General features: G+C 66.1%; 21 protein-coding genes. 11 read left to right on the plus strand and 10 right to left on the minus strand.

Annotation, left to right across the window (positions count from 1 at the left end; all coding sequences use genetic code 11):
- Window positions 1–2: 2 nt before the first annotated feature.
- From IEY14_RS00525 to IEY14_RS00535, 3 genes are read right to left on the minus strand one after another with little or no spacing between them, the layout of a single operon-like run.
- Window positions 3–1,808 (minus strand): IlvD/Edd family dehydratase, encoded by a 1,806-nt coding sequence (locus IEY14_RS00525; RefSeq protein ID WP_188906286.1) that lies wholly within the window; start codon window positions 1,806–1,808, stop codon window positions 3–5.
- Between the two features lie 33 nt (window positions 1,809–1,841).
- Entirely contained in the window at window positions 1,842–2,765 is a 924-nt protein-coding gene (locus tag IEY14_RS00530) for a Gfo/Idh/MocA family protein (RefSeq protein ID WP_188906287.1), read from the minus strand.
- Window positions 2,762–3,538 (minus strand): FadR/GntR family transcriptional regulator, encoded by a 777-nt coding sequence (locus IEY14_RS00535; protein ID WP_244639246.1) that lies wholly within the window; start codon window positions 3,536–3,538, stop codon window positions 2,762–2,764. Before IEY14_RS00535 ends, IEY14_RS00530 begins: the two co-directional genes overlap by 4 nt.
- A 365-nt stretch (window positions 3,539–3,903) precedes the next feature.
- Here IEY14_RS00535 and chvE point away from each other — a divergent pair, with 365 nt between their 5' ends.
- The 3 genes from chvE to mmsB all read left to right on the plus strand — a co-directional run bounded on the left by chvE (window position 3,904) and on the right by mmsB (window position 7,863).
- Window positions 3,904–4,968, plus strand: a complete 1,065-nt coding sequence (gene chvE / locus IEY14_RS00540) for a multiple monosaccharide ABC transporter substrate-binding protein (RefSeq protein WP_188906289.1) — start codon at window positions 3,904–3,906, stop codon at window positions 4,966–4,968.
- Between the two features lie 143 nt (window positions 4,969–5,111).
- Entirely contained in the window at window positions 5,112–6,653 is a 1,542-nt protein-coding gene (gene mmsA, locus IEY14_RS00545; protein ID WP_188906290.1) for a multiple monosaccharide ABC transporter ATP-binding protein, read from the plus strand.
- Window positions 6,643–7,863, plus strand: a complete 1,221-nt coding sequence (mmsB, locus tag IEY14_RS00550; protein ID WP_188906291.1) for a multiple monosaccharide ABC transporter permease — start codon at window positions 6,643–6,645, stop codon at window positions 7,861–7,863. Before mmsA ends, mmsB begins: the two co-directional genes overlap by 11 nt.
- A 64-nt stretch (window positions 7,864–7,927) precedes the next feature.
- On the opposite strand, the gene IEY14_RS00555 is transcribed toward mmsB, so the two are convergent.
- Complete coding sequence (locus tag IEY14_RS00555; RefSeq protein ID WP_188906292.1) at window positions 7,928–8,701, minus strand: phosphatase PAP2 family protein; 774 nt, start codon at window positions 8,699–8,701, stop codon at window positions 7,928–7,930.
- Window positions 8,702–8,791: 90 nt separating this feature from the next.
- Here IEY14_RS00555 and pncA point away from each other — a divergent pair, with 90 nt between their 5' ends.
- The 5 genes from pncA to IEY14_RS00580 all read left to right on the plus strand — a co-directional run bounded on the left by pncA (window position 8,792) and on the right by IEY14_RS00580 (window position 13,859).
- A complete protein-coding gene (gene pncA, locus IEY14_RS00560; RefSeq protein ID WP_188906293.1) occupies window positions 8,792–9,412 on the plus strand; it encodes a bifunctional nicotinamidase/pyrazinamidase in 621 nt (206 codons plus the stop codon).
- A 186-nt stretch (window positions 9,413–9,598) separates the two neighbouring features.
- Window positions 9,599–10,849, plus strand: coding sequence for an ABC transporter substrate-binding protein (locus IEY14_RS00565; protein ID WP_373288923.1), 1,251 nt, complete (start codon window positions 9,599–9,601; stop codon window positions 10,847–10,849).
- 151 nt (window positions 10,850–11,000) lie between these two features.
- The gene (locus tag IEY14_RS00570) at window positions 11,001–11,876 is read left to right on the plus strand and encodes a carbohydrate ABC transporter permease (RefSeq protein ID WP_244639319.1); all 876 of its coding nucleotides are present in this window, start codon (window positions 11,001–11,003) and stop codon (window positions 11,874–11,876) included.
- Window positions 11,876–12,709, plus strand: a complete 834-nt coding sequence (locus IEY14_RS00575) for a carbohydrate ABC transporter permease (RefSeq protein WP_188906296.1) — start codon at window positions 11,876–11,878, stop codon at window positions 12,707–12,709. The genes IEY14_RS00570 and IEY14_RS00575 overlap by 1 nt, the downstream gene beginning before the upstream one ends.
- 52 nt (window positions 12,710–12,761) lie before the next feature.
- Window positions 12,762–13,859, plus strand: a complete 1,098-nt coding sequence (locus tag IEY14_RS00580; RefSeq protein WP_188906297.1) for an ABC transporter ATP-binding protein — start codon at window positions 12,762–12,764, stop codon at window positions 13,857–13,859.
- A 24-nt stretch (window positions 13,860–13,883) separates the two neighbouring features.
- Here the strand turns inward: IEY14_RS00580 and IEY14_RS00585 are convergent, their stop codons facing one another.
- The 4 genes from IEY14_RS00585 to IEY14_RS00600 all read right to left on the minus strand — a co-directional run bounded on the left by IEY14_RS00585 (window position 13,884) and on the right by IEY14_RS00600 (window position 18,200).
- Window positions 13,884–14,357, minus strand: a complete 474-nt coding sequence (locus IEY14_RS00585; RefSeq protein ID WP_188906298.1) for a hypothetical protein — start codon at window positions 14,355–14,357, stop codon at window positions 13,884–13,886.
- An 81-nt stretch (window positions 14,358–14,438) separates the two neighbouring features.
- Complete coding sequence (locus IEY14_RS00590; protein ID WP_188906299.1) at window positions 14,439–15,656, minus strand: acyl-CoA dehydrogenase; 1,218 nt, start codon at window positions 15,654–15,656, stop codon at window positions 14,439–14,441.
- A gap of 328 nt (window positions 15,657–15,984) precedes the next feature.
- Window positions 15,985–17,631: an alpha-amylase family protein gene (locus IEY14_RS00595; RefSeq protein WP_188906300.1), complete on the minus strand. Its 1,647-nt coding sequence runs from the start codon at window positions 17,629–17,631 to the stop codon at window positions 15,985–15,987.
- Window positions 17,632–17,714: 83 nt separating this feature from the next.
- Window positions 17,715–18,200 carry a Pycsar system effector family protein gene (locus IEY14_RS00600; RefSeq protein WP_188906301.1) on the minus strand — a complete coding sequence of 162 codons (486 nt, stop codon included), beginning with the start codon at window positions 18,198–18,200 and terminating at the stop codon, window positions 17,715–17,717.
- Between the two features lie 252 nt (window positions 18,201–18,452).
- Between IEY14_RS00600 and IEY14_RS00605 the strand changes: the two genes are divergently transcribed.
- Together IEY14_RS00605 and IEY14_RS00610 are read left to right on the plus strand one after the other, a co-directional pair.
- Window positions 18,453–19,697, plus strand: a complete 1,245-nt coding sequence (locus IEY14_RS00605) for an HlyD family secretion protein (RefSeq protein ID WP_188906302.1) — start codon at window positions 18,453–18,455, stop codon at window positions 19,695–19,697.
- A 1-nt stretch (window position 19,698) separates the two neighbouring features.
- Window positions 19,699–21,297, plus strand: coding sequence for a DHA2 family efflux MFS transporter permease subunit (locus IEY14_RS00610; protein ID WP_188906303.1), 1,599 nt, complete (start codon window positions 19,699–19,701; stop codon window positions 21,295–21,297).
- Window positions 21,298–21,412: 115 nt separating this feature from the next.
- On the opposite strand, the gene glgX is transcribed toward IEY14_RS00610, so the two are convergent.
- Both glgX and mntR read right to left on the minus strand, forming a co-directional pair.
- A complete protein-coding gene (gene glgX, locus IEY14_RS00615; RefSeq protein ID WP_188906304.1) occupies window positions 21,413–23,680 on the minus strand; it encodes a glycogen debranching protein GlgX in 2,268 nt (755 codons plus the stop codon).
- A gap of 132 nt (window positions 23,681–23,812) precedes the next feature.
- Window positions 23,813–24,238: a manganese-binding transcriptional regulator MntR gene (mntR, locus tag IEY14_RS00620; RefSeq protein ID WP_188906305.1), complete on the minus strand. Its 426-nt coding sequence runs from the start codon at window positions 24,236–24,238 to the stop codon at window positions 23,813–23,815.
- A 125-nt stretch (window positions 24,239–24,363) separates the two neighbouring features.
- Between mntR and IEY14_RS00625 the strand changes: the two genes are divergently transcribed.
- Complete coding sequence (locus tag IEY14_RS00625) at window positions 24,364–25,710, plus strand: Nramp family divalent metal transporter (RefSeq protein WP_188906306.1); 1,347 nt, start codon at window positions 24,364–24,366, stop codon at window positions 25,708–25,710.
- Window positions 25,711–25,787: the final 77 nt, after the last annotated feature.

Here is a 25,787-nt window from a genome sequence, read left to right on the forward strand (position 1 = left end):
GCTCAGTGATTGTCGCGCGGCAGACCCTTGGTCTGGGCGATGCGCTGATAGGCGATGGCGGGCTCCAGCACCGCGCCGGTGGCGAGCTGGCCGACCACCGAGCGCTGGATCTCCTGCCAGGGCGTCTGGTGATCGGGATACTTGTAGCCGCCTTCCGCCTTCAGCGCCTCGCGGCGCGCCTGCAGCTCCTCGTCGGAGATCAGGATGTCGGCGCTGCCCTTCTTCAGATCGATCCGCACGCGGTCGCCGGTCTGCAGAAGCGCGAGACCGCCGCCGGCCGCCGCTTCCGGCGAGGCATTGAGGATCGAGGGCGAGCCGGACGTGCCGGACTGGCGGCCGTCGCCGATGCAGGCGAGGGAGGTGACGCCCTTCTTGATGAGATAGTCGGGGGCCCGCATGTTCACGACCTCGGCCGCGCCCGGATAGCCGATCGGGCCGGCGCCGCGCATGAAGAGGACCGTGTTCTCGTCGATCTCCAGCGCGGGATCGTCGATCCGGTGATGGTAGTCCTCCGGCCCGTCGAACACGACGGCGCGGCCCTCGAAGGCGTCCGGGTCGGCCGCGTTCGACAGATAGCGCTGGCGGAACTCGTCCGAGATGACGCTGAGCTTCATGATCGCCGAATCGAACAGGTTGCCGCGCAGCACGCGGAAGCCGGCATGCTTCTTCAGCGGGTCGGCGAAGGTGCGGATGACCTTGCCGTCCTCGATCTTCGCGCCCCGGCAGTTCTCGCCGAGCGTCTTGCCGTTCACCGTGAGGGCGTCCTCGTTGATGAGGCCCTGTTCCATCAGCTGGTTAACGACGGCCGGCACGCCGCCGGCATGGTAATAGTCCTCGCCGAGATATTCGCCGGCCGGCTGGAGGTTCACGAGAAGCGGGATCTCCTCGCCGAAGGTCTGCCAGTCGTCAATGGAAAGCTCGACGCCGACATGGCGGGCGAGCGCGTTGAGATGGATCGGCGCGTTGGTCGAGCCGCCGATCGCCGAGTTGACGCGGATGGCGTTGACGAAGGCGTCGCGCGTCAGGATGTCGGAGGGCTTCAGGTCCTCGTGCACCATCTCCACGATGCGCTTGCCGGTATAGTAGGAGACCTCCTGGCGGTCGCGATAGGGCGCCGGGATCGCCGCCGAGCCGGGCAGCTGCATGCCGAGCGCCTCGGCCAGCGAGTTCATCGTCGTCGCCGTGCCCATCGTGTTGCAATAGCCGGTGGAGGGGGCCGAGGACGAGACGAGCTTGATGAAGCCCTTGTTGTCGATCTCGCCGGCGGCCAAAAGCTCGCGCGCCTTCCAGACGATGGTGCCGGAACCGGTGCGCTCGCCGCGGAACCAGCCGTTCAGCATCGGGCCGACGGACAGGGCGATCGCCGGGATGTTCACCGTCGCCGCCGCCATCAGGCAGGCGGGCGTGGTCTTGTCACAGCCGATGGTGAGGACGACGCCGTCGAGCGGATAGCCGTAGAGCACCTCGACGAGGGCCAGATAGGCGAGGTTGCGGTCGAGACCGGCGGTCGGGCGCTTGCCCGTTTCCTGGATGGGATGGACCGGGAATTCCAGCGGGATGCCGCCGGCCTCGCGGATGCCCTCGCGCACCCGCTTGGCGAGTTCCATGTGATGGCGGTTGCAGGGCGAGAGGTCGGAGCCCGTCTGCGCGATGCCGATGATCGGCATGCCGGACTGCATCTCCTCCAGGCTGATGCCGAAGTTCAGGTAGCGCTCGAGATAGAGCGCGGTCATGTCGATATTGTCGGGATTGTCGAACCAGGCGCGCGAGCGGAGGGGCTTCGGGCCGTTCTCGTTGGTTTTCAGCATGGTCGTTCGGCTTCTTCGGTCAGGAGATGAGGGTCAGACGAAGGCTTCGACGCTTGCGCGCCGGCCCAGCATGAAGGCGTCCGCGACGAGCGTCAGCGGGGTGAGATCGACATCCGAGCGGTTGTCGCGGGCGAGTTCGGCGAAACGGCGATAGATGCCGGGATATTCGTTGTCGCGTCCCTCGACCACGGTCCTGCCGTCGATCGAGAGAACCGCGCCGCCCTTGGAGATCTTGAGATGTCCCTTGTCGGCGACGACGTCGACGTCCCAGGTCTGCGGGCCCGTCTGGCGCCAGTCGAACTCGGCTTCGACCGGCACGCCGGCGAGATCGGCGAAGGAAAGGCGCGCGGCGATCGGCGTCGCGCGGTTCGACGGGAATTCGAGATCCGCGGCCTTCAGATGGATCGGGCGGGGCAGGATGGCGGTGACGATCGACAGCGCGTTGATGCCCGGATCGAAGACGCCGAGGCCGCCCGGCTCCCAGATCCAGTCCTGGCCGGGATGCCAGTGGCGCACGTCCTCCTTCCAGGTCACGGTGGCGCGCTCGATCCGGGCATTGGCCAGCCAGTCGCGGGCCGGGGCCACGGCGTCGGCGAAGCGCGAATGCCAGGTCGCGAAGAGAGTGCGCTTCGCCTCCGCCGCGAGGCGGACGAGCGGCTCGATCTCGGCCAGCGTCGCCGCCGGCGGCTTTTCGAGGATGACGTGCTTGCCGGCCGCGAAGGCCTTCAGCGCATAGTCCAGCCGTGCGGTCGGCGGCGTGCAGAGCGACACGGCATCGATCTCCGGCATCGCCCGCAGCATCTCGTCAAAATCGGTGAAGCTCGCGACGCCCTCCAGCGTGGCATTGCGGCTGCAGGCGGCGACGAGCTCGACGCCCTCCTGGCCCGCGATGGCCGGAACGTGCTGGTCCCGCGCGATCTTGCCGACGCCGACGAGGGCGATGCGAATCGAGGTCATGAAAGGCTGTCCGTGGTTTCGTGATGCTTGGGGCGCCGCGACGCTCCGCCGCCCGTCTCGGCGGGGCCGAGGGGCGTCGGCGGCCTAGCGCCTTCCGGCTCGCCTGGATAGAGCGAGGCGAGAACGTCCTCGCAGGCGCTCTCGATCAGGCGCCGCATGAAGAGCGCGGCGGCATCGCCGTCGCCGCGCTCGATCGCATCATAGACGCGGCCATGCTGGATCACCGTCTCCTCCTGGGGATTCTGCCGCCAGCTCAAGGAGAAGGAGATCGACAGGCTGCGCTCGATCACCGTGCCGAGCGAACGCAGGATCGGGTTGCCCGTCGCTTCCAGGATGATGCGGTGGAAGTCGAGATCGGCGGCGACGAGTTCCGGCGAGCCGCGCGGATTGTTGGCCATGCCGCGCAGGGCCTGCTGCAAGGCTTCCAGCATGGCAGGCGAGATGCGCGCGGCGGCGAGGCGCGCCGCCTCCGGCTCGTTGATGAGGCGCATCTCGTAGAGCGCCTCCACGAAGGAGCGCCGCGCCCCGGAGGTGAGATGCCAGCGCAGGACGTCGGTATCCAGCATGTTCCATTCGGTGCTGAGCCGCACGCGCGTGCCGACCTTGGGGCCGACCGCGACGAGGCCCTTGGCCGCCAGATGCCGGATCGCCTCCCGCACCACCGTGCGCGAGACGCCGTAGCGCGACTGGATCTCGCCCTCGGTCGGCAGGACCGTGCCGGCGGGCCATTCGCCGGATGTGATGCGACAGCCGATCTCGATGGCCAGCGCCATCGTCCGGTTCGCGCTCCCCCTCTTGCCGTTTCCGGTCACCCTCGTTGTCCCACGAGTTGCGGCCGCCGCTCGTCCCGCGACCAATGATCCTATCATTGATGCCTCGGGACGCTTTTGCAACCATATCCGTAAAGGATTTGATCGTTTGATACGATGATACGATGAAGCCGGCCTTGACAGTCCGTGCGATCGAAATCAAGAGTTCACCCGCATTCGTCGCATGTGGCTCGTCGGGAGGACGCTTCACGATCCGAAGGGTTCAGCGCGGCACGGATGCGACAACGGTCACCGACCAGAGTTTCGCAAGGTCCATCGATGCGCGTTCGTCGCGTCGTCGCATCGGCATCATGCCAAAGGGGAGAGTTATGAAAGCAATGAAGATGCTGCTGGCCGGCGCCGCGCTCGGCCTCGCCCTGTCGACGCCCGCGGCCTTCGCGCAGGACAAGGCGAGCGTCGGCGTCGCCATGCCGACCAAGTCCTCGACGCGCTGGATCGCCGATGGCGACAACATGGTGAAGCAGCTCAAGGACAAGGGCTACAACGCCGATCTGCAATATGCCGAGGACGACATCCCGACGCAGCTCTCGCAGATCGAGAACATGGTCACGAAGGGCGCGAAGTATCTCGTCGTCGCCTCGATCGACGGCACCACGCTGTCCGACATCCTGAAGCAGGCGCACGACGCCGGCGCCAAGGTCATCGCCTATGACCGCCTGATCCGCGACACGCCGAATGTCGACTATTACGCGACCTTCGACAATTTCCAGGTCGGCGTGCTCCAGGCGACCTCGATCGTCGACGGCCTCGGCCTGAAGGACGGCAAGGGTCCGTTCAACATCGAGCTCTTCGGCGGCTCGCCGGACGACAACAACGCCTTCTTCTTCTACAACGGCGCGATGAGCGTGCTGCAGCCCTATATCGACCAGGGCAAGCTCGTGGTCGCCTCCGGCCAGACCGGCATGGACAAGGTCGGCACGCTACGCTGGGACCCGTCCGTGGCGCAGTCGCGCATGGACAACATCCTGTCGGCCTATTATTCCGACAAGAAGGTCGATGCCGTCCTGTCGCCCTATGACGGCCTGTCCATCGGCATCATCTCGTCGCTGAAGGGCGTCGGCTACGGCTCGGGCAGCCAGAAGATGCCGATCATCTCTGGCCAGGACGCCGAGGTGCCTTCGGTGAAGTCGATCATCGCCGGCGAGCAGACCTCGACCATCTTCAAGGACACGCGCGATCTCGCCAAGGTCACCGTCGACATGGTCGACGCGATGGCCAGCGGCAAGGAGCCGCAGGTCAACGATACGAAGACCTACAACAACGGCGTGAAGGTCGTTCCGTCCTATCTGTTGAAGCCGGTCCTCGTCACCAAGGACAACTATAAGCAGGTTCTGGTCGATAGCGGCTATTACACGGCCGACCAGCTGAAGTAATCGCAGCATGATCCTGTCGGCCCGGGCGTTTCGATGCGCTCGGGCCGGCTTGCCATAAGGGAAGCGTCGGCTCTAGCTTGCGGAAGGCAAGGCCGACGGGCGGAAATGGGCCGGCCGGGCGGCCCGTCGCGGCGGAGGCGCGGATGACCACCATCCTCGAGATGCGCAATATTACGAAGACGTTTCCAGGCGTTCGCGCCCTGGACAATGTCAATCTGGCCGTGCGCCAGGGCGAGATCCATGCGATCTGCGGCGAGAACGGCGCCGGCAAGTCGACCTTGATGAAGGTTCTTTCCGGCGTCTATCCGCACGGCTCCTACGAGGGCGAGATCCTCTACGAGGGCGAGCCGCGCGAGTTCCGCACGATCGCCGATTCCGAGAAGCTCGGCATCATCATCATCCACCAAGAACTGGCGCTGGTGCCGCTGCTGTCGATCGCCGAGAACATGTTCCTCGGCAACGAAGTGGCGAAATACGGCATCATCGACTGGGACGCCGCCTTCGCCCGCACGCGCGAGCTTCTCGCCCGCGTCGGCCTGAAGGAGGCGCCGACGACGCTGATCAAGGATCTCGGCGTCGGCAAGCAGCAATTGGTCGAGATCGCCAAGGCGCTGGCCAAGAAGGTGAAGCTGCTCATCCTCGACGAGCCGACCGCCAGCCTGAACGAGACCGACAGCCAGGCGCTTCTTGATCTGCTCCTCGAGTTCAAGTCGCAGGGCATTTCCTCGATCATGATCTCGCACAAGCTGAACGAGATCGCCCGCGTCGCCGATTCCATCACGGTCATCCGCGACGGTTCGACCGTCTCGACGATGGACTGCCGGACCGACGGGGTGAGCGAGGACCGCATCATCCGCGACATGGTGGGCCGCAATCTCGCGGATCGCTATCCGCCGCGCCAGCCGAAGATCGGCGAGGTGATGTTCGAGGTGAAGGACTGGAACGCCTTCCACCACCTCAACTCGCAGCGCCAGATCCTGAAGAACGTCGCGGTCAACGTGCGCCGGGGCGAGGTCGTCGGCATTGCCGGCCTGATGGGCGCCGGGCGCACCGAATTCGCGATGAGCGTCTTCGGCAGAGCCTATGGCCGCAACATCTCCGGCGAGGTGCTGATGCACGGCAAGCCGGTCGACGTGTCCACCATCAACCGCGCGATCGACGCCGGCATCGCCTATGTCACCGAGGACCGGAAGCAATACGGCCTGATCCTCGATGACGACATCCGCCAGAACATCCCGCTTGCCAATCTGCCGGGCATCTCGGCAGGCGGGGTGATCGACACGCATAAGGAACGCGAGATCGCCAATTCCTACCGCGATCAGCTGCGCATCCGCTCGTCCGACATCTATCACAAGACGCTGAATCTCTCCGGCGGCAACCAGCAGAAGGTGGTGCTGTCGAAATGGCTCTTCTCGAACCCGGATCTCCTGATCCTCGACGAGCCGACGCGCGGCATCGATGTCGGCGCCAAGTTCGAGATCTACTCGATCATCAACAAGCTCGCCGACGAGGGCAAGGCCGTATTGATGATCTCGTCCGAGATGCCGGAGCTCCTCGGCATGTGCGACCGCATCTACGTGATGAACGAGGGGCGGATCGTGGCCGAGATGCCGGCCGCCGAAGCCAGCCAGGAAAACATCATGCGGGCGATCATCCGGTCGTCAGGGAGGACCCATGAGCATTAAGACCGCAGACGAAGGGTTGCCCGCCGGCCAGGGTGGCGGCTTCAACCTCGGCTTCCTCAAGTCGCATATCCGCGAATACGGCATGCTGATCGCGCTCGTCGTGATCATGCTGTTCTTCCAGGTGATGACGGGCGGCCTGATCGACGGCGTGCTGATGAAGCCGCTGAACCTCACCAACCTGATGCTGCAGAACAGCTACATCGTCATCATGGCGATCGGCATGCTGCTCATCATCATCACCGGCCATATCGACCTGTCGGTCGGCTCGGTCGCCGGCTTCATCGGCGGCCTCGGTGCCGTCCTCATGGTGAAGTACCAGTTCGACGCCTTCTCGGCGAGCGTGGTCTGCCTCCTCGTCGGCGCCATCGTCGGCGCGACGCAGGGCTATCTCGTCGCCTATTTCAAGGTGCCGTCCTTCATCGTGACGCTGGCCGGCATGCTGGTCTTCCGCGGCCTGACGCTGAAGGTTCTGGGCTCGGCCTCGATCGGCCCCTTCCCGGAATCCTTCCAGAAGCTGTCCAAGGGCTTCATCCCGGACTTCCTCGGCGGCGGGCCCGGCCTCCACACCACGACGCTGATCCTCGGCGCGGTGGCCGTCGGCGCTCTCGTCCTTCTCAACGTCCGTCGCCGCCAGAAGCAGACCCGCTTCGGCCAGGCCGACGAGCCCTTCGGCATCTTCGTCGGCCGCAACGTCTTCATCGCGGCGGCGATCATGCTGATCACCTACCTGCTCGCCACCTATAACGGCTTCCCGAACGTCCTGATCCTGATGGCGATCCTGATCCTCGCCTATGGCTTCATGACGACGCGGACCACGGCCGGCCGCCGCATCTATGCCGTCGGCGGCAACGAGAAGGCCGCCAAGCTCTCGGGCATCCGCACCGAGCGCCTGACCTTCATGACCTTCGTCAACATGGGCATCCTCGCCGCGCTGGCGGGCCTGATCTTTGCCGCGCGTCTCAATTCGGCGACGCCGAAGGCGGGCGTCGGCTTCGAGCTCGACGTCATCGCGGCCTGCTTCATCGGCGGCGCATCGGCCTATGGCGGCGTCGGCAAGGTGCTCGGCGCGGTGATCGGCGCCTTCATCATGGGCGTGATGAACAACGGCATGTCGATCCTCGGCATCGGCATCGACGACCAGCAGGTCATCAAGGGCCTCGTGCTGCTCGCCGCCGTCTGCTTCGACGTCTACAACCGCAACAAGGCCTGACCCGGCCGCGTCGCGACGATCGAGACGAGCCCCGCCCGAGCGATCGGGCGGGGCTTTCGCGTTTTCAGGAGGGCGTTTCGCCGGCGGCCTGCGGCTCGGTCCGCTCGGGCTCCACCACGCCGCGCCGCTCCAGCCAGCGGGCGATCAGCCACCAGAGCAGCGCCCAGGCGCTGCCGACCGCCCAGCCCGCCGCGACGTCGCTCGGCCAATGGACGCCGAGATAGACGCGGCTGATGCCGACGACGATGGTGAGAAGCGCCGCCAGCGCGAAGATATAGACCTTCAGCCCCCGGCTCGGCTGGACGCGGGCGACGAGGGCGGCGAGCGTCAGATAGGTGACGGCCGAGAGCAGGGCATGGCCGCTCGGAAAGCTCGCCGTATAGGTGATCGAGCCATGCGGCACGAGGTCGGGACGGGGGCGGTCGAAGCCGGCCTTCAGCAGCGACGAGACCACCATGCCGCTCGCGATCGCCGCGATGGTGAGGAAGAGCGAGCGCCGCTGGTGCTGGATATAGAGGAGACCCGCGGCCGCCAGCGTCACGAGGCTGAGGATGCCGACGCTGCCGAAGCCGGTGAAGTCGCGCATCAGCTCCTGGAACCAGCCGGGGCCGAAGGGCATCTGCGGATCGAGCGGATTGCGGAGGGCGAGGAGCACGGCCCGGTCGAAGGCCAGCGTCTCGCCTTCCGCCACGTCCTCGGCGAGGAAGATGAAGAAGCCGATCGCGCCCGAAATGCCGAGAAGGACGAGGAGCGTCGGCGTGCCGACGAGATGCGACGCCCAGCCGACGAGCCGGCCTGGGCCGCGAATTCCCATGCGATAGAGCTTGCGACCGTCCATTGCCTCTCCGCCAGCTTGCCGCCGCTCTGGCGCGGCGCGTCGTGAAACGCTTAGGTGGGCGCCGAAACCGCACGGGGAATGGGGGCGAGGATGGGATTCGAGATCGCGGCGACGGATGCGCTGATCGTCGTCGACATGCAGAACGACTTCTGTCCGGGCGGGGCGCTGGCGGTGCCCGGCGGCGATGCGCTGATTTCGCCCATCAACGCGATGATGGCCCGCTTCCCGATCGTCGTCGCGACTCAGGACTGGCATCCCGCCAGCCATGCCTCCTTTGCCTCCGCCCATGGGCGCGCGCCCTTCGACACGATCGAGCTCGCCTATGGCACTCAGGTGCTCTGGCCGGACCACTGCGTCCAGAGGACGCAGGGGGCGGAGTTCCATCCGGCGCTCGACACGGACCGTTTCCAGATGGTGGTGCGCAAGGGCTTCCATCCCGGCGTCGACAGCTATTCGGGCTTCGTTGAGGCCGATCGAAGCACCGTCACCGGGCTTTCGAGCTACCTCCGCGAGCGCGGCGCGAAGCGTCTCTATCTCGTTGGTCTGGCGCTCGATTTCTGCGTCGCCTGGACGGCCTTCGACGCGCGCGCCGCCGGTTTCGAGGTGGTGGTGGTCGAGAACGCCTGCCGCGCCATCGATCTCGGCGGGTCGCTGGACGTGGCCTTCGCCGAATTCGAGAGGCTCGGCATCTCGCGGCGCGACTGGCCTTGAAATGCCGGCGGCGAGGCCGAGCTTCTCATTGACGGGGAGGGGAAGTTCGGCCACCCTTCCATCCTGAGGTTGTGGGAGGCCTCGTGAAGCGCGAACGGGAGTCGCGCCGTCGCCCGCCACTTCGAGACGACATGGCAGCAGAGCCGGCCGAGCACATCTGGGAGGATGTCCGTGGTATTCAAAGGTTTGACGCTTCTCCTGACCGGAGCCGCGAGTCTTCTGGCGGTCGGCATCGCCTCGGCCGACGAGGTGGCCGTCGCCTCCGGCTCGAACGGCACGGATATTCAGGAGCTCACGGAAGCCGGCAAGCGCTTCACCGAGAAGACCGGCCATACGATCAAGATCGTGACGCTGCCGGCCTCCACCACCGACCAGTTCGGCCAGTACCGCCTTTGGCTCGCCGCCGGCAATTCGGATATCGACGTCTATCGCACCGACGTCATCTGGGCGCCGCAGCTCGCCGACTACTTCCTCGACCTGAAGCCGCTCGTCGGCGACGAGGTCGGCAAGCACATCCCGGCGGTGATCGAGAGCCAGACCGTAAACGGCAAGCTCGTCGCCATGCCGACCTTCGCCGATGCGCCGGCGCTCTATTATCGCAAGGACCTTCTGGAGAAATACGGCAAGCAGCCGCCGAAGACCTGGGCGGAGCTGGCCGCGACCGCCAAGGAGATCCAGGACAAGGAACGGGCCGCCGGCCAGGGCCAGCTCTGGGGTTTCGTGTTCCAGGGCGCGCCCTATGAGGGCCTGACCTGCGACGGGCTCGAATGGGTGGCCTCCTCCGGCGGCGGTCGCATCGTCGAGACGGACGGCACGATCTCGATCAACAATCCGAAGGCGGCGGCCGCGCTGGAGACGGCGAAGAGCTGGGTGAACACGATCGCGCCGCCCGGCGTCCTGTCCTACAAGGAGGAGGAGGCGCGCGGCGTCTGGCAGACGGGCAACGCGGTCTTCATGCGCAACTGGCCCTATGCCTTCTCGCTCGGCAATGGCGGCGACAGCGCGATCAAGGGCAAGATCGACGTGGTGCCGCTGCCGGCGGGCGAGGGCGGCAGTTCCGCCGCGACGCTCGGCGGCTGGAACATCGCGATCTCGAAATTCTCCAAGCATCAGGAGGCGGCGGCGGCCTTCGTGAAATTCTGGTCCTCGGCGGAGGAGCAGAAGCTGCGCGCGATTAACTATTCGCGCCTGCCGACCATTCCGGCGCTCTACGACGATCCCGAGATCAAGGAGAAGCAGCCGCTCGTCGCCCGCTGGCGCGAGGTGTTCCTCGCCGCCGTGCCGCGCCCCTCGGCGCCGACCAAGGCGAAATATAACGAGGTCTCCAGCGAGTTCTGGACGGCGGTGAACAACACGCTGGCCGGCAACGGCACGGCGGAAAGCAATCTGAAGCGGCTGGAAGCGAAGCTGAAACGGCTGAAGGGTAGCAGTTGGTAAGGCGGTACATCGGGGACGGGAGGCTTCGATGGCGCTGACATCGGCGGAAGACAGGGCGGGGCGGACGGCCCTCGATGAGAGCGGCATCTATCGGGGCCGCTCGGAACTGCGGTCGCAGCGGATCCGCTCCGCCTGGCTGTTCCTCGCGCCGATGCTCGTCGTGCTCGCGGCGGCGGCCGGCTGGCCGTTGGTGCGCACGATCTGGTTCTCCTTCACCGATGCCAAGCTCTCGACGCTCGGCAGTGCCGGCTTTACCGGCTTCGCGAACTATCTCGAATATGTCGATTACGGCGACGGGACGGGCGAATATTTCGGCCTTCTCGCCGAGCCCGGCTGGTGGAGCGCCGTCTGGAACACGGTCTACTTCACCCTCGTCTCCGTGGCGCTGGAAACCGTCTTCGGCCTCGTCGTCGCCCTCGTCCTCAATGCCGAGTTCAGGGGCCGCGCCCTGGTCCGCGCCGCCGTGCTCATCCCCTGGGCGATCCCGACCGTCGTCTCGGCTAAGATGTGGGCCTGGATGATGAACGACCAGTTCGGCATCCTCAACGACATGCTGATGCGCGTCGGCCTGATCTCGGCGCCGATCGCCTGGACCGCCAATCCCGACACAGCGATGTGGGCGGTGATCATCGTCGACGTCTGGAAGACGACGCCCTTCATGGCGCTGCTGATCCTCGCCGGCCTCCAGATGGTGCCGGGCGACATCTATGAGGCGGCGAAGATCGACGGCATCCATCCGGTGAAGGTCTTCTGGAAGGTGACTTTGCCGCTGATCCGTCCGGCGCTGATGGTCGCCATCATCTTCCGCGCGCTTGATTCCCTACGGGTCTTCGACCTCATCTACGTGCTGACGCCGGCCAATGACCAGACCAAGACCATGTCGGTCTTCGCCCAGGAAAACCTCTTCCAGTTCGACCAGTTCGCCTATGGCTCGGCCGCCTCGACCCTGCTCTTCCTGACGATCGCGCTGATCACGATCGCCTATATCAAGCTCGGGCGCGTCGATCTCGGCTCGGAGGGCCGCTGATGACCGCGACCAAGGCGCTGAAGACCGGAGGCTTCTACCTTCTCGTCGCCGTGATCGTCGTCCAGGCGGTCTTCCCCTTCTACTATGCCGTGATGACCTCGCTGAAGTCGGGCACGGCGCTCTTCGCCATCGACTATCTGCCGAAGGCCTTCTCGCTCGCCAACTATCAGGCGGTGCTCGGCAGCGGCACCTTTCCGCGCAACTTCCTGAATTCGGTTCTCGTCGCCACCGTCGTCGTGGCGCTGTCGCTGCTACTCGGCCTCACCGCCGCCTTCGCGCTGTCGCGTATCTCCTTTCGCGGCCGGGGGCTTCTGCTCCTGACGGTGCTGTCCGTCTCGATGTTTCCGCAGATCGCGGTGCTGGCCGGCCTGTTCGAGATCATCCGTCTCTTCGGCATCTACAACACGCCGCTCGCCTTGATCTTCTCCTACATGATCTTCACCCTGCCGTTCACGGTCTGGGTGCTCACCACCTTCATGCGCGACCTGCCGATCGAGATCGAGGAGGCGGCGATCGTCGACGGCGCCTCGCCCTGGACGATCATCACGAAGGTCTTCCTGCCGCTGATGTGGCCGGCTCTGGTGACGACGGGCCTGCTCGCCTTCATCGCCGCCTGGAACGAGTTCCTCTTCGCGCTGACCTTCATCTCCGGCGACGACCAGCGCACGGTGCCCGTCGCCATCGCGCTCCTTTCGGGCGGCTCGTCCTTCGAGATTCCCTGGGGCCTCATCATGGCGGCGTCGATCATCGTCACCGTGCCGCTGATCGTCCTGGTGCTCGTGTTCCAGCGCAAGATCATTTCCGGCCTCACCGCCGGCGGCGTGAAGGGCTGACCCGCCGGGCGGGCGATATTCCAAGATCGGTTGTGGAGTGAGGGAAGGCGCGATGGCGGATCTGAAGCTCACCAAGGTGAAGAAGTCCTTCGGGGCGGTGGACGTGATCAAGGGTGTCGATCTCGACATCCGCGCCGGCGAGTTCATCGTCTTCGTCGGCCCCTCCGGCTGCGGCAAGTCGACCCTTCTGCGCCTCATCGCCGGGCTGGAGGAGATCACCGGCGGCACCTTCGCCATCGACGGGCAGGTGGTGAACGGGCTGCCGCCGGCCAAGCGCGGCATTGCCATGGTGTTCCAGTCCTACGCCCTCTATCCGCATATGACGGTCTACGAGAACATGGCCTTCGGCCTGACGCTCGCCAAATCCGACAAGGGCGAGATCGACCGCCGCGTCCGCCGTGCGGCCGAGATGCTGCAGCTTACCCAATATCTCGACCGCCTGCCGAAGCAGCTGTCGGGCGGCCAGCGCCAGCGCGTCGCGATCGGCCGCGCCATCACCCGCGATCCGAAGGTCTTCCTTTTCGACGAGCCGCTGTCCAATCTCGACGCGGCGCTGCGCGTCGCGACGCGGATCGAGATCGCCAAGCTGCACGAGACCATGCCGACAACGACCATGATCTATGTGACGCACGATCAGGTGGAGGCGATGACGCTCGCCGACCGCATCGTCGTCCTGAATGGCGGCCGCGTCGAGCAGGTCGGCTCGCCGATGGAACTCTACCACCATCCCGACAATCTCTTCGTCGCGGGCTTCATCGGCTCGCCGGCGATGAATTTCGTCGAGGCGCGGATCGGCGAGGGTGGCGGGCTGGAACTGCCGAGCGGCGCCCGACTGGCGACGGCGGTGGAAATTCCCGCCGGCGCGCGCGGCGGCAAGGCGACGCTCGGCGTGCGGCCGGAGGATCTGACGCTTTCGAACGGCGCGCCGCTCTTCTCCGGCACGGTCGAACTCGTCGAGAAGCTCGGCGAGGTGACGCTCGTCTATGTCGATGTCGGCGGCAAGGAGCCGATCGTCGCCAAGCTCGACGGCGAAAGCCCGGTCCGGCGCGGCGAGACGGTATCGCTGGCGGCGGCGCCGGAGGCCCTGCATGTCTTCGGCCCGGACGGACGCGCCTTCCGCCGCACCCGGCCCGACGCGCTGGTGGCGTGAGATCGGCGCGCCGACGGGATCGGCTCAGGCGGGCGAGACTTCGACCGGACCGGTGAGGTCCGGCGCCGACTCCTCGTGGCCGGTCTTCTCCTTCACGCCATAGGCGCGCTTGATCGCCTCGCGGATCTCCGTCTCGATCGCCTCGCGCTCCTCCTTCGGCAGCGCCTTCAGCGATTCTTCCGTCAGATCGTGCCGATGGAGGATCTGCGCGCGAATGCGCTCGGCGGGCGACATCTTCGCCCATTTGCCGAATTCCACCACCGCCGTCTCGCCGCTCGCCTTAGCCTTGGTGGCGCGGGACTCGACGTCCATGCCAGCGAGCGTCCGGGTCAGGGCGCGCGTGGACGAGCCGTCGGAGGAGACGGGCGCCGAAGCCGGAGCCGCCGTCGGCGCGGCGTTCTCGCGCCGCGCTTCGAATACGAGAGCGGCGGCTTCATCGCCGCCACGATCGCGCGACGTGTCCGGCCGGGGCCGGAACAGGGATTCGCCAACTCGCATCGCAGCTCTCCAAGCCAAAACCGGCGACCTTATCGCTCAGTGAACTGTCGCCGATCTTGCGGATGCGCGGGAGGCGGGTGCTCAGGCGAAGGCCTGAAGTCCCGTCTGGGCCTTGCCCAGGATCAGGGCGTGCACGTCATGCGTGCCCTCGTAAGTATTGACCGTCTCGAGGTTCTGGAGGTGGCGCATGACATGATACTCGCCCATGATGCCGTTGCCGCCATGCATGTCGCGGGCGGTGCGGGCGATGTCGAGCGCCTTGCCGCAATTGTTGCGCTTGATGAGGCTGATCATTTCCGGCGCGGCCTTGCCCTCGTCGAAGAGCCGGCCGACGCGGAGCGAGGCCTGGAGCCCGAGCGCGATTTCGGTCTGCATGTCCGCCAGCTTCTTCTGGACGAGCTGCGTCGCGGCGAGGGGGCGATTGAACTGGCGCCGCTCCAGGACATAGGCGAGCGAGCGCTTCCAGCAGTCCTCCGCCGCGCCCATCACGCCCCAGGAAATTCCGTAGCGCGCCCGGTTGAGGCAGCCGAACGGCCCCTTGAGGCCCGACACGTTGGGCAGAAGGTTCTCTTCCGGCACCACGACGCCGTCCATCACGATCTCGCCCGTCACCGAGGCGCGCAAGGAGAGCTTGCCGCCGATCTTCGGAGCGGAGAGGCCCGGCATGCCCTTTTCGAGAATGAAGCCACGGATCTGGCCGTCATGCGCCGCCGACTTCGCCCAGACGACGAAGACATCGGCGATCGGCGAGTTGGAGATCCACATCTTGGCGCCATGGAGACGATAGCCGCCCTCGACCTTCTCGGCGCGCGTCTTCATGCCGGCCGGGTCGGAGCCCGCATCGGGCTCGGTCAGGCCGAAGCAGCCGATCCATTCGCCCTTGGCGAGCTTCGGCAGATATTTGCGGCGCTGCGTCTCGTCGCCATAGGCATAGATCGGATACATGACGAGCGAGGACTGGACGCTCATCATCGAGCGGTAGCCGCTATCCACCATCTCGACGGCACGGGCGACGAGACCATAGGCGACATAGGAGGCGCCGGCGCAGCCGTAGTCCTCCGGCAGCGTGACGCCGAGAAGGCCGAGTTCGCCCATCTCGCGGAATAGTTCCGGTTCCACCGTCTCGTTCGCATAGGCCTCGACGATGCGCGGCCGCAGCCGTTCCTCGGCGAAGTCGCGGGCGGTCTCGAAGATCAGCCGTTCGTCCTCGGACAGTTCGGCGCCGAGAAGTAGCGGATCGGCCCAGTCGAAGGCGGCGCGCACCAAGGGCGCGGGGCTGGACGCATGCGCGAGGCTCATGTCGGAACTCCCTATCGGACGCGGACTATAGTGGGGCCGAAAGGCATGGTCCATGCCGGCGGTCGTTCTCGCCTCATGCGTGCGCGCCGCTGGAACTTCGCGTCCGATATGCTATTCTCAAGGTCGAAGGGGGTGAGGCAGCCTCGCCTTCGGCGGGACCGGCATTCGCGCCGGCCCCTTTGGGCTTAGCTCCAGGTCAGTGTCAGGGTGCAACCGAACAGGCTGATCCGAAGCGTCACCTTCCGAAGTCTCACATGCCTCACCTCCTTCCTTGCCGCCGAAGCGAAAGGCTCCGGCGAAGGAAGCTTCGCCTGAACGACGAGCCTGATCAACCCTTGCGGGTGTCGGTTTCCTGTTCGATCCGCAGCCATTCGAAGCCGTAGGGCGCGAGGCGCAGCAGGCATCGGCCGTCCTCAGCGCGACGCAATTCGCCGTTCTGACGCAGCAGATCATGCGCCGCCCGGCCTTCGCCGACGCTGGCACCGATATCGATCATGACCGGCCGGTCGGAGAGATTGTGAAGCGTCAGCACGCTGCCGCCACGCCATTCGGACAGGAGCGCCAGGGTCGCCGGGTCCTCGGTCTCGACCACCTCGGCCTCCGCCCAGCCGATCTCGCGGCAGGAGCGTCGGATGCGGATCAGCCGCTGGATGGTCGAGAAGAGCGAGTTCGGATCGGTGCGCTGCGCCTCGGCATTGACGAAGGGATGGGCGAAGGGCCCGTCCGGGATCGGCGCGCGCACCCATTTCGCCGGCTCCGCCGCCGAGAAGCCGCCATGGCCGCGCGGGTGCCATTGCATGGGAATGCGCACCGGGTCGCGTTCCGGCAGCGCCATGTTCTCGCCCATGCCGATCTCGTCGCCATACCAGATCACCGGCGTGCCGGGCAGGGCGAGCATCAGGCTGAAGGCCATGGCAATCCGCCGCTCGTCGCCGCCGAGCATCGGCGCGAGGCGCCGGCGCAGGCCGCGATCGTAGAGCTGCATCGCCTTGTCGGGGCCGAAGGCGGCGAAGACCTCCGCCTTCTCATCCGGCGCCAGTCGGCCGAGATCGATCTCGTCGTGATTGCGCAGGAAGGTGGCCCATTGACCGACCATCGGAAGTTCGGGGAGAGCCTTCAGGAAGTCCCGCACGGGCGTCGCGTCTTCGCGGGCGAAGGCGAGGAAGAGCTTCTGGTTCAGCGGAAAGTTGAAGATCACATGCAGGCGGTCGCCGCTGCCGAAATAGTCGGCGGCCTCTTCCATGGTGATATTGGCCTCGGCGAGCAGCATCGCCTCCGCCTCGCGCCAGGACAGGAAATGCTGGAGCTCGGCCAGATAGGCATGCGGATCCGCGCCGTGGATCTTTTTCAGATCCTCCAGGATGAAGGGCGCGGCGTCGATGCGGAAGCCGGAGACGCCGAGTGCCAGCCAGAAGCCCATGATGCGCTGAATCTCCTCGCGCACCGCCGGATTGGCGATGTTGAGATCCGGCTGGTGGTCGTAGAAGCGGTGGAAGTAATATTCCTGGCGCTTGCGGTCATAGGTCCAGGTGGTCTTCTGGACACCCGGGAACACCATGCCCTTGTCGGCATCGGCCGGCTTCTCCTTCGACCAGACATACCAGTCGCCATAGCGCCCGGTCGGATCGGCCCGGCTCGCCTGGAACCAGGGATGGTCGATCGAGGAATGGTTGACGACGAGATCGACGATGACGCGCAGCCCGCGATCCTTCGCCGCCTGGATGAAGTCGACGAACTCGCCGAGCGAGCCGTAGCGGGGATCGACGCCGTAATAGTCGGCGATGTCGTAGCCGTTGTCGCAATTGGGCGAAGGGTAGAAGGGCAGGACCCAGATGCATGTCGCGCCGAGCGCCTCGATATGGTCGAGATGGTCGGCGAGGCCCCGGAAGTCGCCGATGCCGTCGCCGTCCGAGTCGAAGAAGGAATCGACGTCGAGACAGTAGATGACCGCGTTCTTGTACCAGAGATCGAGCATCGTCCGCCCCGCCTGCGCCGCCGATTGCAGGCGGAACTAGCGCGGAGGCGCGCGGGCGCTATCGCGCCTCGCTCCGTTTCGCGTCAGTTCGGCAGGAGGAGAAGGCCGATATAGGCGCCGACGACGACGAGAAGCGAGCGGAAGGCGAGGATGACGAGGCGATATTTCGCCTGGCAGATCAGCGCCAGCGTCTCGGTGTTGCGCATCAGGTCGTCGGCGATGAAGGCGTTGTCGCTTTCGCACCAGGCGGCGCGCAGGCGCTGGCCGGCATCCGGCCAGGCGCCCCAGTAGAAGACGCTGACACCCGGCCGCGAACGCGGTAGCACGACGCAGATCGCGGCGCAGAGCGCCGTGACCAGCGAGGCGAGCAGCACCAGCGACAGAACGAGGACAGCCGGATCGGCGACCATCAGCTGCTTCAGGTTCACGGCCCGCCGGGTTTCCGCCGACCAGACCATCAGGGCGAGCACGAAGGTGAAGATATAGGCCGCCTTCTGATCCGCGACGCGGATCTGGTCGACGAAGCTGCGATTGGCATCGAGCAGGTGCTGGTGAAACGGATCGGGCATCGAACCGGTCTGCGACAGGGCGGGCGCGACCGCCGTCGAGCCTGAAGAATGGAATCCCATAGCGCGGCGAAGCGAGACGGGAAAAGGCGATCGCGTCGCGACTAGCTTGTTTGCGTCCTGCGGGCTTCGGCCGCATGCCGGCGGGTTTCGGGCCGTCCCCCTTCCTGCCCGCGCCGCGCGATCTATGTCGCACTGAACTGATGAGTTCGATTTTGGGCCGTGTCTTCGTTGCCGGCCACCGGAAAGACGACGATGCCCGACGATCAGCGCCTGCCCGACGACGACGAAACCGCTCGCGACAAGATGGCGCCCGAGGACGGGACGCGGCTGGACGACTGGCAGCGCGACGCGGTCGCTAAGGCGAAGTCGAAGACAAACGAGACGAAAACCGACACCGAGGACGACAACGGTGCGAAGGCCGAGCCCGAGGAGCAGGCGGACGAGCGGCAGGAGCCGAAGCGCTCGTTTATCCGGCGCCATCCGGTGGCGATCGTCGTCGGCCTCGTTCTTCTCGTCGCGGCGGCGGTCGGCGGCTATTTCCTGTGGCTGACCTTCTTCTATCCCTATGAGACGACCGACGACGCCTTCGTGGATGCGCGCCAGTTCTCCGTCGCCGCGAAGGTCTCCGGCTATGTCACTGAGGTTCCCGTCACGGACAACCAGCATGTCAAGGCCGGGGACGTGATCCTGAAGATCGAGCCGCGCGACTATCAGATCGCGCTCGACCAGGCGAAGGCACAGGTGGAATCGGCCAATGCCGGCATCCGCAACGCCGATGCGCAGATCGCCGCCAGCAAGGCCGCCGTCGAACAGGCGAAGGCGCAGGTCAGCTCCGCCCAGGCGGCGCTGCAATTTTCGCAGGACGAGGCGAGCCGGCAGGACGCGCTGGTGAAGTCCGGCGCCGGGACGGTCCAGGCGGCGCAGCAGGCGCGCTCGAACCTGTTGCAGGGGCAGGGCAGCTTCCAGGAAGCGCTGGCCGGCCTCGCCTCGGCCACGAAGAACGTCTCCTCCGCCGAGGCCCAGCGGGCCAGCGCCGTCGCGAGCCTGCATCAGGCCGAGGCGCAGGTGGAGGAGGCGGAGCAGAACCTCGCCTATACGACCGTGGTCGCCGCCCAGCCCGGGCGCGTCGCCCGCCTTTCCGGCGCCAAGGGCCAGTTCATCGATGCCGGCCAGAGCGTTTCGATGTTCGTGCCGGACGAGAAATGGGTGACGGCCAATTTCAAGGAAACCCAGATCACCGACATGCGGCCCGGCCAGCCGGTGGATATTCGCATCGACGCCTATCCCGACCATCCGCTGAAGGGCCATATCGATTCGGTGCAGCCGGGCTCCGGCACCGCCTTCTCGCTGCTGCCGGCGGAGAACGCCACCGGCAACTACGTCAAGGTCACGCAGCGCGTGCCGGTGAAGATCGTCGTCGACAACTGGCCGACCGACGTCTCGATCGGCCCTGGCATGTCGGTCGTGCCGACCGCCACCGTTCGGCCGCGGCACTGACATGGCGAGCGCGGAGAGCGCCGCCGGCGGCGCGACCGGCGGCACCAATCCCTGGCTCATCGCGCTCGTCGTGTCGCTGGCGACCTTCATGGAGGTCCTGGACACGACGATCGCCAATGTCGCCCTGCGCTACATCTCGGGCGGTCTCGGCGTCAGTTCCGACGAGGCGTCCTGGGTGGTCACCACCTATCTCGTCTCCAACGCGATCGTGCTAGTCGCGTCGAGCTTCATCGCCAAGCGCTACGGGCGGCGATCCTTCTATCTCGCCTGCCTCGCCACCTTCACGCTGGCCTCGATCCTCTGCGGCCTAGCCTGGAACCTCGAATCCCTGCTGCTCTTCCGCGTCATCCAGGGCTTTGCCGGCGGCGGCATGGTGCCGGTCTCGCAGTCGATCCTCGCCGACAGCTTTCCGCCCGCCAAGCGCGGGCAGGCCTTCGCGCTGTTCGGCGTCGCCGTCGTCGTCGCGCCGGTGATCGGGCCGACGCTCGGCGGCTACCTCTCCGACAACTATTCCTGGCACTGGTGCTTCCTGATCAACGGCCCGGTCGGCGTCTTCGCCTTCGCGCTCGTCTGGTTCCTGGTGAAGGAGCCGGACTCGCTGCGCAAGGAGCGGGCGGAACTCCGTCGCAAGGGCATCCGCTTCGACATCGTCGGCTTCGCGCTCGTCGCGATCTTCCTCGGCGCGCTCGAAGTGGTGCTGGATCGCGGCCAGACCGACGACTGGTTCAACTCGACCTTCATCATCGTCGTCTCGGCGATCTGCGCGCTGGCCTTCCTTCTGTCGATCCCCTGGCTCCTCACCAAGGAGAATCCGGTGCTCGACGCGCGCCTACTCGGCCAGCGGCAGTTCGGCTCCTGCTTCATCGTGATGGGCGCGACCGGCGCCATCCTGATCTCGACCACCCAGTTCCTGCCGGAGCTCCTGCAGGAATTCTACGGCTATACCGCCACCTGGGCCGGTCTCGCGCTGTCGCCGGGCGGTCTCGTCACCATGATGATGATGTTCATGGTCGGCCGGCTCTCCTCGCATGTGCAGCCGAAATATCTGATCGCGCTCGGCGCGGCGATCATCGCGGCGGCCATGTGGGACCTGACGCGGGTCTATGGCGACCTCAACTTCTGGTTCTTCGCCGAGTCGCGCATCTATATCGGTCTCGGCCTGCCATTGATCTTCATCCCGATCACCTCGGCCTCCTATTTCGGCCTGCGGCCGGACCAGACCGACCAAGCCTCCGCGCTCCTCAACGGCGCGCGCAATACGGGCGGGTCGATCGGCGTCTCGATCGCGTCGAATGTGCTTGCCCATCGCGAGCAATGGCATCAGAGCCGCCTCGTCGAGCATGTCGTGCCGACCGAGCCCGCCTATCAGCAGACCCTGCAATCGCTGACCCAATATTTCGCGCAACGCGGCGCGACGCTGCCGGAAGCGCAGTCGCAGGCCATCGCCTTCATCGGCCGGCAGGTCGACACGCAGCGCGGCTTTCTTGCCTATATCGACGTCTTCTACACGCTGATGCTCATCTCGCTCTGCGCCGTGCCGCTGGCGCTGATCCTGAAGAACATCAAGCTCGGGGAAGGCGGAGGCGGAGGGGCGCATTGACGCCGGCGCCGGCGCCGGCGCCGGCAGGCGTCAGCGCGGGCGACGCCCCGGCACATGAAAAAGGGCCCGGCGCAGTGCCGGGCCCTTTGGTTTTCGCTGTCGCGATCGGAAGCGATCAGCGGCCGTTCCAGAAGTGAACGGTATTGGCCGCCGCCTTGGCGAAGCCGCGCGAGATATGGGCGAAGGAGCGCTGCGCCGCCGCGTTCTCCTCGTCGTCCACCGGCTCCAGCACAAAGATCAGGAAGGAGCGTCCCGTCACCATATATTCCGAGCCGAAGTCGAAGGGCACGAGCTCCGAGCGGTCGGGCAGATTGGTGTCGATGACGCAGTGCCAGCGCTCGCCACCGCGCGCTTCCGGCAGCTTGAAGTTCACCACGTCGTAATGGGCGTTCATCACGATCAGCATCGTCGCGTCGAGGCCCGGACGGCGGATGCCGCTGGCCTGGGCGCGCCCGTCGAGCAGCATGCCGAAGCAGCGCGCGCCGCCATCGGCCCAGTTCTTCTGATCGAACTCGACGCCGGCCGGCGTGATCCACGCGAGGTCCTTCACGCCCAGTTCCTCGTCGTAGCCGCCGGTGAGGAACTGACCGCGCCGGAGCATCGGCAGCGACTGGCGGAGCAGGATCAGCTTCTGGACGAATTCCGCCAGATCGCGGCTCTCGTCCGTCACCTCCCAGTCGACCCAGCCGATCTCGTTGTCCTGCGCATAGGCGTTGTTGTTGCCGCCCTGCGTGCGGGCGAACTCGTCGCCGGCCAGGATCATCGGCGTGCCGCGCGAGAAGAGCAGCGTCGCGAAGAAGTTGCGCAGCTGCCGGTAGCGGATCTCGGTGATCTCCTCGTCCTCGGTCGGCCCCTCGACGCCGTAATTGTTCGAGAGATTGTGCGAATGGCCGTCGCGATTGTCCTCGCCATTCGCCTCGTTGTGCTTGTCGTTGTAGCAGACGAGGTCGTGCAGCGTGAAACCGTCATGGGCGGTGATGAAGTTCACCGTCGCCCAGGGCTTGCGGCCGCGCCGGTTGAAGATGCCGGCCGAGGCCGTGATCTTGTCGGCGACGGCCGGGATCTTGCCCTCGTCGCCGCGCCAGAAGGAGCGGATCGTGTCGCGATAGCCGTCGTTCCACTCCGCCCAGCCCGGCGGGAAGCGGCCGACCTGATAGCCGCCCGGACCGCAGTCCCAAGGCTCGGCGATGAGCTTCACCGAGGCGAGGAGCGGGTCCTGCATGCAGGCATGGAGGAAGCTCGACTCCTCGTCGAAGCCGTTCGGCTCGCGGGCGAGGATGGTGGCGAGGTCGAAGCGGAAGCCGTCGACGCGGCATTCCTCCGCCCAATAGCGCAGCGAATCCGTCACCATCTGCATCACGCGCGGATGGCTGGTATTCACGGTGTTCCCGGTGCCCGTATCGTTGATGTAGTAGCGCTTCTGGTCGGGCAGCAGGCGATAATAGGTGGCGTTGTCGATGCCCTTGAAGGAGATCGTCGGCCCGAGCTCGTTGCCCTCGGCCGTGTGGTTGTAGACGACGTCGAGGATCACTTCGAGCCCGGCATGGTGGAACTGCGACACCATCTCCTTGAACTCGCCGATGAAGGGCGTCGCGCAATAGCGCGGCTCCGGAGCGAAGAAGCCGATCGTGTTGTAGCCCCAGTAGTTCCGCAGGCCCTTCTCGACGAGATAGCTGTCGTCCACGAAGGAGTGGATCGGCAGGAACTCGACGGCGGTGACGCCGAGGCTCTTGATATAGCCGATGACGTCGCGGTTCAGCATGCCGAGGAAGGTGCCGCGATGCTCCTCCGGCACGGCCGGATGGCGCTCGGTGAAGCCCTTCAGATGGGTCTCGTAGAAGATCGTCTGTTCCCAGGGCGTGTTCGGCCGCTTCTCGTCGCCCCAGGTGAAGGCGGGATCGATGACGCGGCATTTCGGCACGAAGGCGGCGCTGTCGCGCTCGTCGAAGGACAGGTCCTTGTCATTGTGGCCGATCGTGTAGCCGAAGAGGGCGTGGTCCCACTTCACCTCGCCGATATGCTGCTTGGCATAGGGGTCGAGCAGGAGCTTGTTGGGGTTGAAGCGGTGGCCGTTGTCCGGCTCGTAGGGGCCGTGGACGCGGTAGCCATAGGTGAGGCCGGGCCGCGCTTCCGGCAGATAGCCGTGGAAGATCTCGTTCGTATATTCCGGCAGCTCGATGCGCTCGAGTTCCGTCGTGCCCTCCTGGTCGAAGATGCAGAGCTCGACCTTGGTGGCATGGGCGGAAAAGATCGCGAAATTGACGCCGAGCCCATCCCAGGTCGCGCCGAGCGGAAAGGGGCGGCCTTCCTCGATGCGCGACCGCCGGACCGCCGGCTTGGCGCTGAAGGGCTTCAGGTTGACGGACGGAAGCTGAATGTTCACTGGGGCGGGCTCCGCTCACGAATGGCGAAGCCGAAAGGTTTTTCGTCCTTTATCGTTCCATCGCAGTGAGCAATTCGTCACCCGCAAAGCACGGGCGCGCCACCGGATCGCGCCGACTGTTGCTGCGCCGCACTATGTCGCGGCGAGGAAACGCCGGAAGGCCGCCAGCGTTTCCTCGCCGACATGGTGTTCGATCCCTTCCGCATCCAGTTCCGCGGCCGCCTCGCTGACCCCGATCGCGACCAGGAAGTCGTGAACGAGGCGATGGCGCTCGCGCGCCGCGATCGCCATCCGGCGGCCGCGCTCGGTGAGGAAGATCGAGCGATAGGGCAGGCTTTCCACCAGCCCGTCGCGCGCGAGGCGCTGGATGGTGCGGGCCACGGTGCCCGGCGACACGCCGAAGCGATCCGCGAGGTCGGCGGCGCGCGCCTCGCCCTGCTGGTCGATGAGATCGGCGATCATCTCGACATAGTCCTCGGCGAGTTCCTGCTGGTTCGCCTGCCGCACGCGCGCGAAGCGCTCGGCATCCCGCGCAGGTCGCCGCTCCTCGTCGTCCATCCGCTTCGTCGCATCCGCTTCGATCGCGCGTTCCTAGCGGATCGCTTCGCTTCGAGCAAAGTTTGTCACTGGACAAACCTTATGCCGAGCGCCATTCTTTTGCGGCGAGGGTGAGGGATCGAGCGATGACGCAAGCGGTGGAGACCTGTTCCGAGGCCGACGGCTGGCGCCGGTCGGGAGGCGAGGGGTCGCTTCTCGACGTGCATCGCACGATCGCCGTCGCCAAGGACGGCCCGCCCTGGCGCAAGGCCTTCGCCTTTCTGGGGCCCGGCTATCTCGTCGCGGTCGGCTACATGGACCCCGGCAACTGGGCGACCTCGATCGCCGGCGGCTCGGCCTTCGGCTACACGCTCCTGTCGATCGCGCTTCTGTCGAACATCATGGCGATCGTCCTGCAATCGCTCTGCGCCCGGCTCGCCATCGGCTCCGGCCGCGACCTCGCCCAGGCCTGCCGCGACGCCTATCCGCGCTTCGTGTCCTATCCGCTCTGGTTCCTGGCCGAGATCGCCATCGTCGCGACCGACATCGCCGAGGTCGTCGGCACCGCCATCGGCCTCAATCTCATCTTCGGCCTGCCGCTGGAGATCGGCGTGATCCTCACCGCCGTCGACGTGTTCCTGATCCTTTATCTCCAGAAGCTCGGCTTCCGCTGGGTGGAAGCCTTCATCATGACGCTGCTCGCGGTGATCGCCGTCTGCTTCACGGTGCAGATCGCGCTGGCCGATCCCGACTGGGGCGCGGTGATGCGGGGCTTCGCGCCGACGGTCGAGATCGTCCAGAACCCGCAGATGCTCTATCTGGCGCTTGGCATTCTCGGCGCGACCGTGATGCCGCACAATCTCTATCTCCATTCCGGCATCGTGCAGACGCGGGCCTATGGCGAGACGCTGGACGAAAAGCGCCAGGCGCTGCGCTTCGCCACCTGGGACTCGACCATCGCGCTCTGCTTCGCGCTGCTCGTCAACGCCTCGATCCTGATCCTCGCCGCCTCCGCCTTCCACGGCACCGGCCGGACCGAGATCGCCGAGCTCGGCGAGGCGCATAGCCTGCTCGCGCCGATCCTCGGGGCCGCGATCGCGCCGACGCTCTTCGGCATCGCGCTGCTCTGCTGCGGCCTCAACTCCACCGTCACGGCGACATTGGCCGGCCAGATCGTCATGGAAGGCTTCCTTCAGATCAAGATCGCGCCCTGGCTCCGGCGTCTCGTCACCCGTCTCCTCGCCATCATCCCGGCGGCGCTCGTCACGCTCTGGTATGGCGAAAGCGGCACGGCCGAGCTTCTGGTGCTGACCCAGGTCGTTCTCAGCCTCCAGCTCTCCTTCGCGGTGTTTCCGCTCGTCGCCTTCACCGCCAGCCGGACGAAGCTCGGAGCCCTCGTCGCGCCGCGCTGGCTGAGCGCGCTGGCCCTGCTGATCGCCTTCGTCATCGCTGGGCTGAACGTCAAGCTGATCGGCGATTTCCTCTTCGGCTGAATGATTACCGCGAGTTCACTGACACTTCAGCCGAAGACGGGCTAAGGGAGCCGCCACGAGACGCAGTTCTGCGGGTG

This window comes from Aureimonas endophytica (assembly GCF_014642635.1).
Taxonomy (GTDB): domain Bacteria; phylum Pseudomonadota; class Alphaproteobacteria; order Rhizobiales; family Rhizobiaceae; genus Plantimonas; species Plantimonas endophytica.